At 51.3% G+C, this 15,308-nt stretch carries 14 protein-coding genes and 1 tRNA gene; 10 read left to right on the forward strand and 5 right to left on the reverse strand.

The genetic code is table 11. The features are described from left to right. Positions 1-310 precede the first annotated feature (310 nt). The 4 genes from pgsA (at position 311) to CUZ56_RS14700 (ending at position 3,568) form a co-directional block, all read left to right on the forward strand. Positions 311-883 carry a CDP-diacylglycerol--glycerol-3-phosphate 3-phosphatidyltransferase gene (gene pgsA, locus CUZ56_RS14685; protein ID WP_126981167.1) on the forward strand — a complete coding sequence of 191 codons (573 nt, stop codon included), beginning with the start codon at positions 311-313 and terminating at the stop codon, positions 881-883. A 217-nt stretch (positions 884-1,100) separates the two neighbouring features. Continuing rightward, positions 1,101-1,373, forward strand: coding sequence for an HU family DNA-binding protein (locus CUZ56_RS14690; protein ID WP_126981168.1), 273 nt, complete (start codon positions 1,101-1,103; stop codon positions 1,371-1,373). 39 nt (positions 1,374-1,412) lie between these two features. Then, positions 1,413-1,488: transfer RNA gene (locus CUZ56_RS14695), tRNA-Val, on the forward strand. 163 nt (positions 1,489-1,651) lie between these two features. Continuing rightward, positions 1,652-3,568, forward strand: a complete 1,917-nt coding sequence (locus tag CUZ56_RS14700; RefSeq protein WP_126981169.1) for a SurA N-terminal domain-containing protein — start codon at positions 1,652-1,654, stop codon at positions 3,566-3,568. A gap of 155 nt (positions 3,569-3,723) precedes the next feature. Here the strand turns inward: CUZ56_RS14700 and CUZ56_RS14705 are convergent, their stop codons facing one another. Further along, positions 3,724-4,866, reverse strand: coding sequence for an enoyl-CoA hydratase/isomerase family protein (locus CUZ56_RS14705; protein WP_162615374.1), 1,143 nt, complete (start codon positions 4,864-4,866; stop codon positions 3,724-3,726). Positions 4,867-4,985: 119 nt separating this feature from the next. Here CUZ56_RS14705 and CUZ56_RS14710 point away from each other — a divergent pair, with 119 nt between their 5' ends. Then, positions 4,986-5,945: an aldo/keto reductase gene (locus CUZ56_RS14710; protein ID WP_126981171.1), complete on the forward strand. Its 960-nt coding sequence runs from the start codon at positions 4,986-4,988 to the stop codon at positions 5,943-5,945. Positions 5,946-5,948: 3 nt separating this feature from the next. Here the strand turns inward: CUZ56_RS14710 and speG are convergent, their stop codons facing one another. The 3 genes from speG to CUZ56_RS14725 form a co-directional block, all read right to left on the reverse strand. Then, positions 5,949-6,488 (reverse strand): spermidine N1-acetyltransferase, encoded by a 540-nt coding sequence (gene speG, locus CUZ56_RS14715; RefSeq protein ID WP_126981172.1) that lies wholly within the window; start codon positions 6,486-6,488, stop codon positions 5,949-5,951. An 82-nt stretch (positions 6,489-6,570) separates the two neighbouring features. Then, on the reverse strand, positions 6,571-7,461 hold the full coding sequence (gene yddG, locus CUZ56_RS14720) for an aromatic amino acid DMT transporter YddG (RefSeq protein WP_162615375.1): 891 nt from the start codon (positions 7,459-7,461) through the stop codon (positions 6,571-6,573). Positions 7,462-7,477: 16 nt separating this feature from the next. Continuing rightward, positions 7,478-8,614 (reverse strand): glycerate kinase, encoded by a 1,137-nt coding sequence (locus CUZ56_RS14725; RefSeq protein WP_126981174.1) that lies wholly within the window; start codon positions 8,612-8,614, stop codon positions 7,478-7,480. Between the two features lie 215 nt (positions 8,615-8,829). On the opposite strand from CUZ56_RS14725, the gene CUZ56_RS14730 reads away from it, so the two are divergent. Further along, a complete protein-coding gene (locus CUZ56_RS14730) occupies positions 8,830-9,426 on the forward strand; it encodes a hypothetical protein (protein WP_126981175.1) in 597 nt (198 codons plus the stop codon). Between the two features lie 98 nt (positions 9,427-9,524). Continuing rightward, the gene (locus CUZ56_RS14735; protein ID WP_126981176.1) at positions 9,525-9,971 is read left to right on the forward strand and encodes a hypothetical protein; all 447 of its coding nucleotides are present in this window, start codon (positions 9,525-9,527) and stop codon (positions 9,969-9,971) included. 90 nt (positions 9,972-10,061) lie between these two features. On the opposite strand, the gene satP is transcribed toward CUZ56_RS14735, so the two are convergent. Beyond that, complete coding sequence (gene satP / locus CUZ56_RS14740) at positions 10,062-10,625, reverse strand: acetate uptake transporter (protein ID WP_126981177.1); 564 nt, start codon at positions 10,623-10,625, stop codon at positions 10,062-10,064. 157 nt (positions 10,626-10,782) lie between these two features. Between satP and CUZ56_RS14745 the strand changes: the two genes are divergently transcribed. The 3 genes from CUZ56_RS14745 to CUZ56_RS14755 form a co-directional block, all read left to right on the forward strand. Continuing rightward, on the forward strand, positions 10,783-11,436 hold the full coding sequence (locus CUZ56_RS14745) for a DNA alkylation repair protein (protein ID WP_204250928.1): 654 nt from the start codon (positions 10,783-10,785) through the stop codon (positions 11,434-11,436). 10 nt (positions 11,437-11,446) lie between these two features. Beyond that, positions 11,447-12,031, forward strand: a complete 585-nt coding sequence (locus CUZ56_RS14750; RefSeq protein WP_126981178.1) for a DJ-1/PfpI family protein — start codon at positions 11,447-11,449, stop codon at positions 12,029-12,031. A gap of 723 nt (positions 12,032-12,754) precedes the next feature. Then, on the forward strand, positions 12,755-15,308 hold a 2,554-nt coding region (locus CUZ56_RS14755; RefSeq protein ID WP_204250929.1), incomplete at its 3' end, for an autotransporter-associated beta strand repeat-containing protein.

The raw sequence follows: 15,308 nt of genomic DNA on the forward strand, positions 1-15,308 counted from the left end.
CGTACTGGTGAAGCATGCTTTTTTGAGTGTGCTGCAAAGCAGCGTGTATTCGTCTTATACTTGCTGCTAATGCAGCTTTGAAAAGCTGGACAATGGCTGGATAATGATCCAGATGCTGTGATGGGCTTTCGGAGACGTCCTTATCAGTAGCGGCTTATCAGTTATGCTTGCGACGTTTGAAGTGGCCGGGTTCACAAAAAAATATGGACTTCGTTCGTTATCTGATTTGATGCTGATGTATTGATTGGATTTTGGATTTTTATATAAAACCTGCGGCGAAATATGCCATTGATCAAAAACTGAGCCTGCGATGTTTTTTACAATTCCTACCTTATTGACCTGGACGCGCATCATTGCCATTCCGCTGATCATCGCGGTTTATTATGTGTTCCCGCAAGCCGCGTCATACCGTGATTTCATCGCCGCCGGGTTGTTTGCCGCAGTTGCCGTGACTGACTGGTTTGATGGTTATCTGGCGCGCAAGCTGAACCAGACATCGGCTTTTGGTGCGTTTTTAGACCCGGTTGCAGATAAATTCCTGGTTTGTGCTTCCTTGCTTATTTTGCTGGAGCTGGGTCGGATCAACTCGTTTATTGCTCTGATCATTATCGGACGTGAGATTGCCATTACGGCGCTGCGCGAGTGGATGGCGCAGATTGGCGCTTCTGCCAGCGTGGCGGTGCACATGGTTGGCAAAGCCAAGACCATGGTTCAGATGCTGGCGATTCCGTTTCTGTTGTTGTACCGTAAGATTTGGGTGATTGATACCGCATGGTGGGGTAGCTGCCTGATTTATATTGCAGCGATTCTGACCATCTGGTCCATGGTTTATTATTTGCGCAAAGCGATACCAGAAATTCGAAGACAGGCCAACAGGAGTTGATGTAAATAAGTTGAATAATGTCTGTTTATTCGATGAAACGTGTGAGAATGCGTTTAAGTTCATGTATCATTGCGGATGTCAGATCTTGCCTGAAGGCCTTATCCAGGCGGCAGGCGGGTTACGGAGGATATGATCAAGTCTTGCAGTTTGTGGCTGAATGCCAGTGCAGGTTTGCTGTCATACAACGGTGGATAGTAGTTATATATAGGAGGTTTTTGTGAATAAGACAGAACTGATTGAATACATTGCCAAGAATGCTGATATGCCTAAAGCCGCTGCTGGTCGCGCTTTGGATGCCATGATTGCTGGTGTAAAAACCACGCTGAAGAAAAAAGGTACCGTGACTTTGGTTGGTTTTGGTACATTTTCTGTGGCTCAGCGCAAGGCCCGTACCGGGATGAATCCGCGTACCAAAGAAAAAATCAAAATCAAAGCTGCCAAAGTGCCACGTTTTCGCCCTGGCAAAGCTTTGAAAGATGCTGTAAAATAAGCAGCTCTTTTCACAGATCAGAACATAGGTTCTGACTGTGGGTGCTTAGCTCAGTTGGTAGAGCGGCGCCCTTACAAGGCGTAGGTCGGCGGTTCGAACCCGTCAGCACCCACCACAATACGGTGAAATTTGTGCAATGTCAGCTATAATGGCATGGCGCCAGTTTTATAGAAGCATGGCAAACCGTATTGCAGATAGATGCTTCTACATGAACAAGGCGGACTTCGGTTCGCCTTTTTTGTTGTTTTATTTAATTACCATAAAGAAGAGTTTGTGACATGCTGGATATGATTCGGACACATAAGCGGTTGATGCTGCTGATCCTTGTTTTACTGGTTTTCCCTTCCTTCGTATTCTGGGGGATACAGTCGAGTCATATGTCTTCCGGTTCTGCCGGAGAAGTGGCCAAGATTGCCGGCATGCCGATCACGAAGGTGCAACTGGATGCTTATCTGAAAGCCCGTGTGAGCCAGATCATGGACGAAAACCCCGGCATTGACCCGCAGGTGTTTGAGACAGCGGAGTTCAAGCAGGTTATGCTTAACCGCATGATTTTGGGGCAGTTGCAGAGCATTGCCGCGCAGGACAGCAGGTTGTTCATTTCAGACTATGCATTGCGGGGTGCTTTGCTGCAAGATCCCAATATCCGCTCCCTCCTCAAGCCAGACGGCTCTTTGGATGTCAAAGAGTATGAGGCATTGTTACAGCGAAATGGTTTGCAGCCACAGCGGTATGAGGAAAATGTACGCGCACGCGTTATGGAGCAGCGTTTGATGAGTGCTGTTTCTGGCGGTTTTGTTTCTCAGACAGAAATCGATCAGTTTCTTCAGATACTGGGTGAAAAATATGTGATCCGGCAACAGCTTTTTGTGCCGGCAGACTTTACCTCTCAGGTGAAGCTGTCTGACGAAGACCTGAAGCAGTATTATGAACAACATCAGAATGCTTTCAAAACGGATGAGTTTGCCAGCATTGAATATGTGGTGTTTGATGCAGAAAAATACATGGCCGGCAAGGAAATGCCCGAAAGTACGCTGCGCGAATATTATGAACAGAATCTGAGTTATTTCACCAACCCGGAACAGCGCCGGGCTAGCCACATTCTGATTGAAGTCGACCCTGATGCACCTTTGGAGCAACAGGAGCAGGGGCGTGCCAGAGCGCAGCAACTGCTGGATACGGTACGCCAGGATCCAACCAAGTTTGCCGAAATTGCCAAAGCCAGTTCGGATGATAAGAGCAGTGCGACAGCAGGCGGTGACCTGGGCTTCTTCGGGCGTAAAGCCATGGTGCAGTCTTTTGAGGATGCCGTTTTTACGCTGCAAAAAGAGGGCGATATCAGCGACCTGGTTATAACGCCTTATGGCTACCATATTATCATGCTGACCGGTATCAAGGCTGCCGAGCCCATGCCTTTTGAACAGGTGAAAGCAGATATTGAAAAGCAGTTGCATGCACAATGGGTGGAGCAGCAGTTTGCCCAGGTGGCCAGAGAATTCCGCAACGATGTCAACGCGGGTGAAAATACGCTGACAACGCTGGCAGATAAATATGGGCTGACAGTCGAAAAGGCTGAGCGTGTCACACCCACACCGCCAGCCGGTGCCAGCGGTGTTTTTGCCAGCCCGGCATTTTTAACGGCTGCTTTTGCACCGCAGGCACGTGAAGGTCAGCAAAATACGGCGGCAGTGGAAATTACACCAACTCAACTGGCAACGGCCCGGGTTGTGGCTTATACGCCGGCGCAGTTGAAGCCGTATGAAGAGGTTCAGGCCCAGGTGAAGGCAATGGCGACTCAGGAAAAAGCGGTTGATCTGGCCCGTGCCGCTGGTGAAGGAGCGCTGAAAACATGGCAGCAATCGCCGGAACAGGCCAACAGTGCGCCTGAACTGACCATTACCCGTCAGCTTGTGACGGGAGTGGCCCCGCAGACAGCTTCAGAAGTGTTCCGCCTGTCTTCGGCAGCACAGTTGCCACAGTCTCTGGGTGTTAATTTGAATGAAGGGGGCTATGCACTGGTGCAGTTGCAAAGGGTAGACCCAGCAGACCCGGTGGATGCAAGCACGCGCGCCATGATTCAGTCTGCACTGATGCAACAGTCGGTCAATGCTCAGGAGCAGGCATACATGAATTACCTGCAAACAAAATATGATGTGAAAGTTTTTGCTGAGGCATTAAGAGCAAGCGGGCAGTAAGCACTGTTGGCCGTTGTTAACGGTTGGATGCCCTGACATCCTCACCATATCGGCTCAGCCTGGATATGGTGGGGATTTTTATTTGCAGAAGGGCTGCTATTTTTACAACGTTGTATAGGTATTTCACTGCCTGTGCGTAGCCCTGGCGGGTATATTTACAGGGTGTCGGGGGCCAGATCTGACAGCATATGGACACCGTGGTAACGCGGTATCAGGTAAAACTCAATCAGTTCGGTCAGGTCTTTTTCATCACTGGCCGCCGGCAGCCAGTCGGGTTTTTTGTCTTTGTCTATGACAAGTGCTCGAATGCCTTCTACCAGGTCGCCGCGCGCACAGCAGCCCATGGCCGCATTGAACTCCATTTTATAAACATCGGCAAGCGACATGGTCCGGGCCATGTCCTGCAATATCCAGGAGAGGTACAGTGAGCTTGGCGCACCGTTTCGGGCTGCCAGCATATAAGGTTCAAACCATGTGTTTTGCTGCCCAAGTTGCATCAGTTGCATGAGAAAGGTGCGGCAATCCGGTGCGTTGCACAAGGCTGCCAATTCTGCCGCATGTTCTATCAGTGTGCTGTTTTGACAGTATTGCCAACTGGCAAAGCTTTGCAGGATATTGTGCAACGTGTGCTCGTTGTGTACCGGGTCTGTTTGCCAGTTAGCCCAGGTCAGCGCACCGATGACGTCCTGTTTGCGCTGGTGTTCAATGATCATATCGGCCAGGCCGCTGAACAAGGCGTCGGCGGCATTCAGGCGTGCCGCCGTGAGTGCGATAAAACGGCCGATACGTGCAGGAATCTGTCCCAGGAACCATGAGCCGGCGACATCGGGGAACAGGCCGATGGAAATCTCCGGCATTGAAAAGGTGGCATTTTCTGTGGCGATGCGGTAGCGTGCCCCGTGCGATAAGCCGATACCACCGCCCATGACAAAACCGTGCAGCCACGCAATGATGGGCTTGGGGTAATGGTGGATGAAATAGTCAAGCTGGTATTCCTTGGCAAAAAATTCCTGTGCATAAGATGGAATGTCATGCTCAGCCAACGGGTCTTGCGGGGCAGTCAGTGCCTGGTAAAGCTGTCTGAGGTCGGCACCGGCACAAAAGGCCTTGTCGCCTTCACCTTCCAGCCAGACGGCAACCATGTTGGGGTCGTAGCGCCATGCCTGTAGCTGTTGGCCGATGAGCCGGACCATCTCATACGTCAGCCCGTTGAGCGTTTTGGGGCTGTTCAGAGTGATTCTGCCAATGGTGTGAGACCCTTTGGTCGGGATAATGGCGAAGGAAACAGGTGTATTCACAGGCATTTTTTCTTTGGCTCTGGGTTGTGTCCTATCATAACGACAGTATAGGGAATATACCTGATATGGGTATCGCCTGTTTTTAAGGAAACGGGAATAGCTGATGGAAAGGATACGATATGCAACTCAGGGCATTGGGCCGATCAGGCCTGAAAACGGCACCGCTGGTTTTTGGCGGCAATGTGTTTGGCTGGACAGCAGATGAAGCCACATCTTTTTCATTGCTGGATGCGTGGCTGGACGCCGGTTTTAATATGGTGGATACGGCAGACGTCTATTCAAGCTGGGTGAGCGGGCATGTGGGGGGCGAGTCGGAAACCGTCATTGGCAAATGGCTGAAAGCAACCGGCAAACGTGACAGGGTGATACTGGCGACCAAGTTGGGAAAACCGATGGGAGCGCGGTTAAAAGGCCTTTCCCGTACGTATATGAAGCCGGCTGTGGAGGCGTCTTTACGGCGGCTGCAAACTGATTACATTGATTTGTACCAGGCGCATGAAGACGATGCGTCAACACCTCTGGAAGAAACCCTGGGCGCGTTTGCCGACTTGATCAAAGAAGGCAAAGTCCGGGCGATTGGCGCATCCAATTACACGGCTGAGCGTTTTGAGGCGGCATTGCATGTGAGCGAAAAACTGGGGCTGCCGCGTTATGAAAGTCTGCAGCCGGAATACAACCTGTATGACCGGCAGGGGTTTGAAGCCAGGATGCAGACACTTTGCGTGCAGAAACAAGTCGGCGTGATCAATTACTATGGACTGGCAGCCGGGTTTCTGAGCGGCAAATACCGCAGTGAAAAAGATTTGCAGGGGCGTGCCCGGGGTGTGCGCATCATAGAGAAGGGGTATATGGAGCCCCGTGGCATGCGGATACTGGCGGCGCTGGACAGCGTAGCGCAAAAGCTCAATACCACGCCGGCAGCAGTCACCCTGGCCTGGGAACTGGCGCAGCCAGGTATTACTGCACCGATTGTCAGTGCAACTTCTTTAACGCAGTTGCATGAACTGGCTCAGGCCGCTGCGCTGAAGCTGGGGCAGGATGACATGGATCTGTTGACCCAGGCTAGTCATTTGCCGTAAGGGCTATTTGCGCTGTTGCCGCTTTGCCAGATAGTCGCGCTGAAGAATGCACATGCGAATGGCATCGCGATAGGCGCCATTGACGAAAAACTCTTCACGCAAAGTGCCTTCAGGCTCATACCCGAGTTGGGTATAAATATGAATGGCCTTGGTATTTTCTTTATCGACATACAGCGATAGTTTGTGCAGGTTCAACACCTGGAAGGCGTAGTCAATGGCCATTTGGGTGGCTTGTTTGGCATAGCCGCGGCCCTGTTGCCCTGGGGCGATGATGATCTGAAACTCTGCGTGGCGGTGAATCAGGTTGATTTCAACCAGCTCGACCAGGCCGACAGGAATGCTCTCGGCATTGGCAACGATAAAGCGCCGCTCACTCTGGTCGTGCGTATGGCGTTGGTAAATTTCAACCAGTTCGTCAAAAGATACAAAAGGTTCTTCAAACCAGTAACGCATGACAACGGCGTTGTTGTCCAGCGTATGAACAAATCTGAGGTCTTCCCGCTCCAAGGGGCGCAGGGTAATTAGGTTATTGATATCTGTCATAAAAGCACTCACAATGGGAGTTTTGAGGTATCTCCCTGGGCTCTATTTTAGCTTTGTTGTGTGCCGTGCTCAGCGCATGGGGTTATGTGCGGGAAAGCTTGCGTGTGGCCAGCCAGCATAACAGTGCGCCGCAAATTAAAAGTATCAGGCCAAACCAGAAAAAAGGTGTTGGCAGTGTTTTCAGCCACATGCAGGCAATAATGGCAGATAAGGCTGGCGTGAAGTAAGACGCAAAAGTCAGCGTCATGAGGTTACCCTGCTTTATGCCGATGTTCCATACGGTGTATGCGGTTGCTGTTGAAATGCCCAGAAAGATCAGCTCCATGATGATGCGTGTACTCCATACGATGGGCTGGTATGGCTGGAACAGCAGGTTGATCCACAGCAGCAGTGCAGTCACCAGCAGAAAGGGTGCAACGCTTCTGTTGCCGCGGCCGTATTTTTTGACCAGATTGTTGTACAAAGCCCAGATAATGGCTGCGGCCAGTGCCATGGTGTAAGGAATGGGGTTGCCGGTAATGTTGGTCCAGAGCGCCTGTGGCGACCATGAGCCATTGCCGCTCATGATCAGGATAATACCGCCCAGGGCAAGCAACATGCCCAGCCAGACAGCGCCATTGGTTTTTTGTTTGTGGATCGGAATGGCCAGCAGAATCGTCAGGCAGGGCCACAGATAATTGATCATGCCCAGCTCGATCGATTGCAGATGGGTGTGCGCCATGCCAATTGCCCCGATCAGGCATATTTCATAGGCAACAAACAGGCTGCCGCACAGCAACAGGTACGGGCGTGAGTAAGTGCTCCATGCTGATTTCCCCTGCAGCACCAGTACAAACAGAAAAGCGCTGGTAAAAATGAATGCGGCACCGGCAGCTGGCCCCAGCGCACTGGTGATGCTGCGCATCAGGCCCAAAGACATGCTCCACAGCACAATGGCCAGCAGTCCGCATAATGTTGCACGATAAGATGTCATGATTTTTCTGTTGTTTTCAATGCCGCAGTGTCCACAGCCGGGCAATGTCTGCGGCCCGCTGTTGCAGCAGTTCACGCACATGCTGGTACGCGTAATCGAGTGTGACAGGGCCAGGCGCAATGCTGAATGCTGCTGTAATGCCGTGCTGGTAAAGTTGTTGGTAACCGTCCTGAAGGCTGCCGGCCAGTGCAATGACAGGTATATGCTGAGCTTGCGCCAGCCGGGCAACGCCTATCGGCGTTTTGCCGTGCAGGGTTTGTGCATCGAGCTGCCCTTCGCCGGTGATGACCAGATCAGCACCCCGCAGCGATTGTTCCAGCCCGGTCAGTTCAGCAACCAGCTCAACACCAGGGCGCAGCCTGGCATTCAGAAACGTGAGGGCGGCAAAACCCAGTCCGCCAGCCGCACCTGCGCCGGGAGTGTTGCGGTGCTCTACAGCCAGTGTGTTATGGCATACATCGGCAAAGTGCGCCAGTGCGTGGTCCAGTACGGCAACATCTGAAGCCGATGCGCCTTTTTGCGGGCCAAATACGGCTGAAGCGCCTTGCGGCCCGCACAGCGGGTTGCTGACATCGCAGGCTGCAATGAAGCGCACATGTTTTAAACGCGAGTCGAATGTATCCAGCCCGATGGTGGCAAGCTGCGCCAATGCGGCGCCACCGGCAGGCAGGGGGTGGTGGTTCCGGTCGAGCAATTGCAGTCCCAGGGCACTGAGCATGCCGCAACCGCCATCATTGGTGGCACTGCCTCCCAGTGTGAGGATGATGGTCTGTGCGCCAGCATCCAATGCTGCCAGAATCAACTGGCCTGTGCCGTAGGAGCTGGTGTGCAATGGGTTGCGTTGATTTGGCGGAACCAGATGCAGCCCGCTGGCACAAGCCATTTCAATGACGGCCGTATGCGAGTCAGGCAGCCAGCACCAGGGGGCATGGACCGGGTTTCCCAACGGGTCTGATGCGTTGTACGTTCTTTTTTCACCGTTCAGGGCATTGAGAATGGTATCGGCGGTTCCTTCCCCGCCATCTGCCATCGGGTGCAAAATAAGCAGATCCTGCGGCCGCACGTGGTGCCAGCCTTGTGCAATAGCCTGTGCCACCTCGGTAGCGCTGAGGCTTTCTTTGAACGAATCAGGTGCAATGACGATGGAAGGCATGGCAATGGAGCAGAGTGGGACCAAGGTAACCGGTTTGAACTGCTGGTGGGCAGCTATCAAAACCGCTGTTCATTTGAATTATAGGCAGTGCAGGGTTTGTTGCCTGGCCGTACTGTTAAATTAAGCGGTGGTAAGTCAATATTTTGGTAAGATAGCGGGTGGAGCAATGAATCTGTTAGGGTAGAATAAACTGGCTTCATTACAAGGGATGCTTTATGCATGAGATGAACTTAAAAGAAATGACGTTTGAATACCACCCGGCAGCAGGAGAACTGCATTTTTCCGTCGGCAAGGCCTTGGTATACCGTCGGGGACAATCGGGGTTGATGCTGGACAACAACCCATTCGGAACGCCTGAGCTGACACCTGTTACGCAACTGAAAATGCTGCAAGATCCGGTACGCCTGGCTTATGAATCGATTGTAAAGGGTGGCAAGTCCCAGTTTCTGGCAAAAGCAAATTACACCTGTGACGAGCTGATCTTCCCGCATATTGAGAGCGCACATTGCCAGGGGGTTCAGTTGCCGGCTGGCGGCGATGACAAAATCAGCATGGAGTTTGAAGGCGGAGCCCTGAGCCGCATGATGGTGGCGAAAAACGGTGCCGGTTCCGACGATGGCATATACATCTTCCGCGAGGAAAACAAGCTGTACTACCTGCAGAAAAATCCCAAACGCAGGTTGCTGGTGTCGCGTCTGAGTTTTGAGGAAGGTTTTTTCCGTATGCAGACGGATGCAGGCGATATTGCCTGGCGGGCACACTTGTGTCCGTTTGTCAGCGAGATAGTCGCTGATGTTCTGAATACAATGTAAAACCGATGAGAGATTAAAGGTTAGAATTGCGCCATTGCAGGTTGAACCCTGTGTTTTTGAATTGGTTCATGTCTTAATCTGTTTAGAAAGAAATGATGATGAAAAAAGTGAAAGCAATTGTTTGTGGGTTGATTCTGGCTACGGCGGGTGTGACATCTGTCTATGCCGGCCCTTATGCCGACCGCATGGGGCAGTGCCTGGTTCAGAAAACAACGCCTCAGGACCGGATGGCTTTGATGCAGTGGTTTTTCTCTGCCATGGCAGCACATCCCAACCTGAAAGGGGTGGCAAATATCTCGGATAAACAGGCACAGTCTTATGACCAGAACGTGGCCAAGCTGCTGATGCGCCTGCTGACGCAGGATTGCCGTGCCGAGGTGAAAGAAGCCGTGAGCCGGGAAGGCAACACGGCCATGCAGGGAAGCTTTCAGGTGCTGGGGCAGGTTGCCGCAGTGGACCTGATGCAATCGCCGGACGTGCAAAAACGCATGATGGGTTTCACCCAGTATCTGGATGAGAAAAAACTTGAAGATGTTATGAAATAAGCCTGACATGTTCATGCAAATAAAAAGGAGCCGTAAAGGCTCCTTTTTAGTTTTTAAGGCACAGAAAATGGGGCAATATAACCCGCCGATTCAAGGTGCACCTATCGGCAACACGGTGCGGCCATACTGCTCGTTGAGCACTTCGGCCATTGCCAGATAAATGGCACTGAGGCCGCAGATAATGCCTTCAAAACCTGCAATGCTCAAAATGAATTTGCTCTGCGTGATATTGCCGAGGGCCAGCAGCGCAAAAAGAATGGTCAGGCTGCCGAATACGAACTGCAATCCCCGGTTGGCTTTTAAGGTGCCGAAAAACATGAACAGGGTGAAGATACCCCACATGGCCAGGTAGATGCCAAAGAACACGTGGTTTGTTGGCGCAGTACTTGCAGATGCAGGCAGGTACCAGATGCCGACCAGCGTCATCCAGAAAAAACCGTAGGATGTGAATGCCGTCACGCCAAATGTATTGCCTTTTTTAAACTCCAAAATGCCAGCGATAACCTGTGCCAAGCCGCCATAAAAGATACCCATGGCGACAATGGCTGTTGCGACGGGAAAAAAACCTGCATTATGGATGTTCAGTAAAACGGTGGTCATGCCAAATCCCATTAAACCGAGCGGGCCAGGGTTGGCCAGTTTGTCTACGTTCATATGTTTGTCTCCGTGAAATTTTATTTATGGTGAATTCATTATATTCGGTGCGAACCATATCAGACTATAGTGTCGGTCATACCAGATTTCACATGCAGATGGGCAGTATCAAGTTGGTAGATAATGCAGTGATTCAAACAGTTATAAAGTGACCGGTATGATGCCTCAGAGAATTGATCTGCAACCACATGGCAATGCAATCAAAGCGCAGGAGATGGCGCGTTATATGAAAAACAGGTTTCCGTTTCTGGGGATTAATAAACCTGAGCGGCATGCGTTGATCAAACCGCTGTTAAAACATTCTCAAAGCTGGACGCCTCGGCAGCTATCGGCAGAAGTGCTGTATTACTATGGCCTGCCAGAGCGTGAATACCAGTATCTGGCCATTGATCTTGTGCAGGCCAATGTCAAAAGGGTGACTCTGGCAGATTGGGAGCGCTGCTATTTTGATTTGTTGGACCAAAAGGCCTGGTGGGACAGCGTAGATTCCCTGCGAAAGCCTTTGGCGGATTTGCTGCTGCAAAATCCGGATCAATTGGCGCATGTGGTTCAACTGCTGATGAATGATGCATCCTTATGGAAGCGCCGGGTGGCCATAACTGTGCAATTGCAATATAAAGAAAAAACAAATAAAGAGCTGTTGCAACAAAGCATTGAAGCCAGTTTGACGATAAACGAGTTTTTTATCCAGAAAGCCATAGGCTGGGCACTGCGTGATTACAGCAAACATAATCCGCAGTGGGTCAGGCAGTTTATGGCAGAGCATTCACTTTCGGCATTGGCAGCAAGAGAAGGCAGTAAATATTTATAAGGAATGTTTTATGCATATCAATATTTTTCTGTTCAACGATTTTGAAACGCTTGATGCCTTTGGGCCCGTGGAGGTGTTGGGGCGCGTTGACTCGTATCAACTGCACTACTGCTCTTTGCCGGGCGGGCTGGTTACCAGCCGGCAGCAGGTACCGGTTGTCACAGTGCCTGTCTCCCAGGTTGATCAGGATGGAGTGCTGTTGATTCCAGGAGGGCAGGGAACGCGTCCCTTGGTCAGTGATGAACAGGCGATTTCTGCCCTAAAAAATCTGGCGGCAAAATCGGCTTATTGTCTGAGCGTATGCACAGGCTCGGCACTGCTTGCAAAAACCGGGTTACTGAGCGGGCGTGTTGCAACGTCTAATAAAAAGGCTTGGCCCTGGGTCACTTCTGTTGACCAGGCTGTATTGTGGAAGCGGCAGGCACGCTGGTGTGTGGATGGCAAATTTTATACGTCGTCCGGGGTTTCGGCGGGTATGGATATGACGCTTGGATTTATTGCAGACCAGCATGGCATGAACAAGGCCAACGATATTGCACAACATATCGAATATGTCTGGAATGCCAACCCCGATAACGATCCTTTTGCAGGATAGGCTGGGTCACGGGAAGCATCCGCCTTTTTCATTACCGCGATCAACTTTGCAGGATTTTTGCCTGTACATCACAGAGCCGTATTTTTAAGTACCGGCTCGTTTGCGGCAGGAGAAATCTTGCTGCACCTGCATGTGTTCACAGACATCTTCTATCAGGCTTGCATACAAAAGCTTTATCCTTTTCTGTTCTTTGCTTTCTTGTTGCTTCCGGTAGATCCGTGCGCTGGTTGGCAAGTAAAGTGCTGTTCAAGAGGACATCCATCTATTGAACAACCTGAAGAGAAGCGCTCAAGTCGTTTTCATATGAGGCAACGTATTCTCGGGATCTTGAGGGACCGCAAACTATTTTTAAGTTTGCAATATTTGTGTCCGTGTGTACAAGTACATAAGATTTGCTTATAGATTTCATTTTGATAATTTATTGTTTCCCAAATTTTCCTGTTTACTTTCTGCTCATTTGATTTAAATGAATGAGAAATGCAGGTTTTTAATGATCATGCAATGTTCTTTGCCTGACATTCATGTCCCATGATGGTCAGCGACAGGTTTTATTGTTACCACGGTGAATGGTAATTTTTCACATATCAGAAACTTTTGAGCATGAATCTGACTTTTGCATGCTCATCTGGAGGAATTATGTGGAGAATAGTATCTCTAAATAATAAAAAATTATGTTTATCAGCAGTTCTAATAACTAACTATGAATTTATCGAGGCCATTTGCATGAATCACATTTACCGCATTATTTTCAATCAAAAACAAGGGGTTTTTCAGGCAGTCTGCGAGCATGCGAAAAACGGGCATGGTGAAAAATCTGCAACGACCACTTCGAATGCGATTTCATCAAAGATTTTTAACTGGAAGCGTACAGCGCTTTCACAGTTTTTGCGTGGCATATTCGGCGTATCGGCCATGGCGGCTGTGTTGTTTGGCAGTACGGCTCATGCTGCGCGTCACCTTGCCAGTGATACAACCATAGATGGTATTCTTTATGCATCTGTCATTGAGGCGGATGACATCTATCTGGATGGTATTGGCACCTATACGGTGACGGTCACAGGCGGAGGCCTGATTCAGACGACTGCAGGCGGAATGGGTGCGGCACTTGTCATTGGCAGGGGCTCAACAGACACGAATGCCACACTCAATGTCGACGCCGGCGGGCAGGTCGATGTGTACGATAAGCTGCTGGTCGGGCAAAGTGGTGCAACCGGCATTTTGAATATCAATTCAGGCGGGATTGTTACCGCGCGTAATGGTGGCAATATTGGCGCTGTGGGAGGCGCATCTGCCACAACGAATATCTACAGTGGCGGTGTATTGGATTCGGCCGGTTACATGTATGTGGGGGGAGACAGTACCGGCGAGCTGAATGTTTTTAACGGAGGTTCATTTACCAGCAGTGGTTCCAATAGCGTTGTCGGTATTGGCATCAACAGCGGGGGGCATGGGACGGTCAATGTTGAAGGCTCGATGACGCTAGGTGGCAGTACTGCGCTTATCGTTGGCGATAACAGCACAGGCATCATGAATGTAAACAATGGCGGTACGGTGAGTGTCGCCAGTTATGCTTGGATCGGGTATCGCTCGGGAGAGGGCTCCCTGACGGTGTCAGGAGCGGGGTCTGAGTTTCAGACGACAGGAACAGGCTCGTTCCGCATTGGGGACGGTGCCGGCTCCGGCACTGTTACTGTTGAAGATGGCGGCTACATCAAGATCAGTGGCGGCAATGTTCAGATTGGTAAAGGGCAAAGCGGGTCTGGTGGCTCGGGGGCTCTGACGATTACCGGTGGTGGTTCGTTGTTTGAATCAACCGCAACGGGTATTCTGGAAGTTGGTACTGGCGCCAGTTCTGCCGGCAGTGTAACGGTTGCCGATGGCGGGCAGTTGAAGACCAATACCTCCCAGATCAATGTGGGGACAGGTTCTGGCGGTTCTGGCGTGCTTAACATCGGTGCGGCCCGCGGCAACGCTGCTGTGGCTGCTGGCTCGATTGTCAACAGCAATACCATCAATCTGGGCACGTATGGCAGCCTGGTGTTTAACCACACCAATTCGGGGTATGTGTTTGCATCTCCGATTACCGGATCAGGTGCTGTTTATCAGGAAAATGCAGGCTCCACCACGATTCTGACCGGCAACAACGACAGTTTTGGCGGCAGCATTGCTGTTAACGGCGGTACATTGCAAATTGGTAATGCAGGGGCCAGCGGGTCAATTGGCTCATCGGACGTGGCAGTTGCCAGCGGGGCGAAACTTACGGCCAGCCGTACCGGGACGATGACTGTTTCCGGTATCATCAGTGGCGCTGGCAGTTTTGAGCAGAACGGGGCCGGTACCACAATACTGACCGGCTCAAATACCTACAGTGGTGGTACTCTGGTCACAGCAGGTACGCTGCAAGGTAACACAACCAGCCTGCAGGGCGATATTGTCAACAACGCGACCCTGATTTTTGACCAGGCAACCGATGGCACTTACAGCGGCACTCTGAGTGGCACAGGCACACTGACCAAAGCCGGCAGTGATGCATTGACGTTGGCGGCCAATGCGGCAACTGGTCAGGTAAGCCTGAACACAGGGACCTTGAACATAGATGCCGGCCGTACCCTGATGGTAGCGAATGCCATGAACATGGCCAGTGGAACCACGCTGGGCGTGGATATTGCCAGCACCCCGGCGGTGGTTGCAGATACGATCACGCTGACAGGCAGCAATATCATCAATATTAACGGTTACAGTGCCAGGACCGACTCTGGTGTTTATACCCTGGCAACCACCACCAGTGGCGTGAGCGGCAGCTTTGAAACCACGGTTGCCGGTGCACCTTTGCACACCTATGTGGATCTGGAGACTTACCTGATCGGCTCGGCCTGGATAGATGCCACCGGCAAAAACATCCTTGCACGGGTTGAGCTGGTGTGGAACAACAATGACCCGTCGAGTGCGCACGGCACCTTTAACATTGCTACTGGAGAAAGTTTTGATGTTGGCGTTGCACTGGCGGATAACACTTTAACCAGCGCTCTGGGCTTTGGCTGGAACGGGCAGGACCTGACCAAAACAGGGGCAGGAACTTTAATTCTTGACGGTGTCAACACCTATACCGGTCATACCGAAGTACAGGATGGCACCTTGCTGGTGGGCAGTACGGCGGCGAACGGCAGTGCCCAAATTGCAGGCCATGTGGATGTACAAAGCGGCGCCACGCTGGCCGGACATGGCCGTATTTTAGGCACAGCCACCATCAACAATGGCGGCACCCTGTCTCCGGGCA

Origin of the sequence: Saezia sanguinis, from assembly GCF_003991585.1 — a bacterium.
In the GTDB taxonomy this organism is placed as follows: domain Bacteria; phylum Pseudomonadota; class Gammaproteobacteria; order Burkholderiales; family Burkholderiaceae_C; genus Saezia; species Saezia sanguinis.

Excerpts from the sequence above, each read along its gene's own strand:
- pgsA (WP_126981167.1), top strand. The coding sequence starts at position 311 with ATGTTTTTTACAATTCCTACCTTATTGACCTGGACGCGCATCATTGCC.
- CUZ56_RS14700 (WP_126981169.1), top strand. The coding sequence starts at position 1,652 with ATGCTGGATATGATTCGGACACATAAGCGGTTGATGCTGCTGATCCTT.
- CUZ56_RS14710 (WP_126981171.1), top strand. The coding sequence starts at position 4,986 with ATGCAACTCAGGGCATTGGGCCGATCAGGCCTGAAAACGGCACCGCTG.
- speG (WP_126981172.1), bottom strand. The coding sequence starts at position 6,488 with ATGACAGATATCAATAACCTAATTACCCTGCGCCCCTTGGAGCGGGAA.
- yddG (WP_162615375.1), bottom strand. The coding sequence starts at position 7,461 with ATGACATCTTATCGTGCAACATTATGCGGACTGCTGGCCATTGTGCTG.
- CUZ56_RS14725 (WP_126981174.1), bottom strand. The coding sequence starts at position 8,614 with ATGCCTTCCATCGTCATTGCACCTGATTCGTTCAAAGAAAGCCTCAGC.
- CUZ56_RS14730 (WP_126981175.1), top strand. The coding sequence starts at position 8,830 with ATGCATGAGATGAACTTAAAAGAAATGACGTTTGAATACCACCCGGCA.
- CUZ56_RS14735 (WP_126981176.1), top strand. The coding sequence starts at position 9,525 with ATGAAAAAAGTGAAAGCAATTGTTTGTGGGTTGATTCTGGCTACGGCG.
- satP (WP_126981177.1), bottom strand. The coding sequence starts at position 10,625 with ATGAACGTAGACAAACTGGCCAACCCTGGCCCGCTCGGTTTAATGGGA.
- CUZ56_RS14745 (WP_204250928.1), top strand. The coding sequence starts at position 10,783 with ATGATGCCTCAGAGAATTGATCTGCAACCACATGGCAATGCAATCAAA.
- CUZ56_RS14750 (WP_126981178.1), top strand. The coding sequence starts at position 11,447 with ATGCATATCAATATTTTTCTGTTCAACGATTTTGAAACGCTTGATGCC.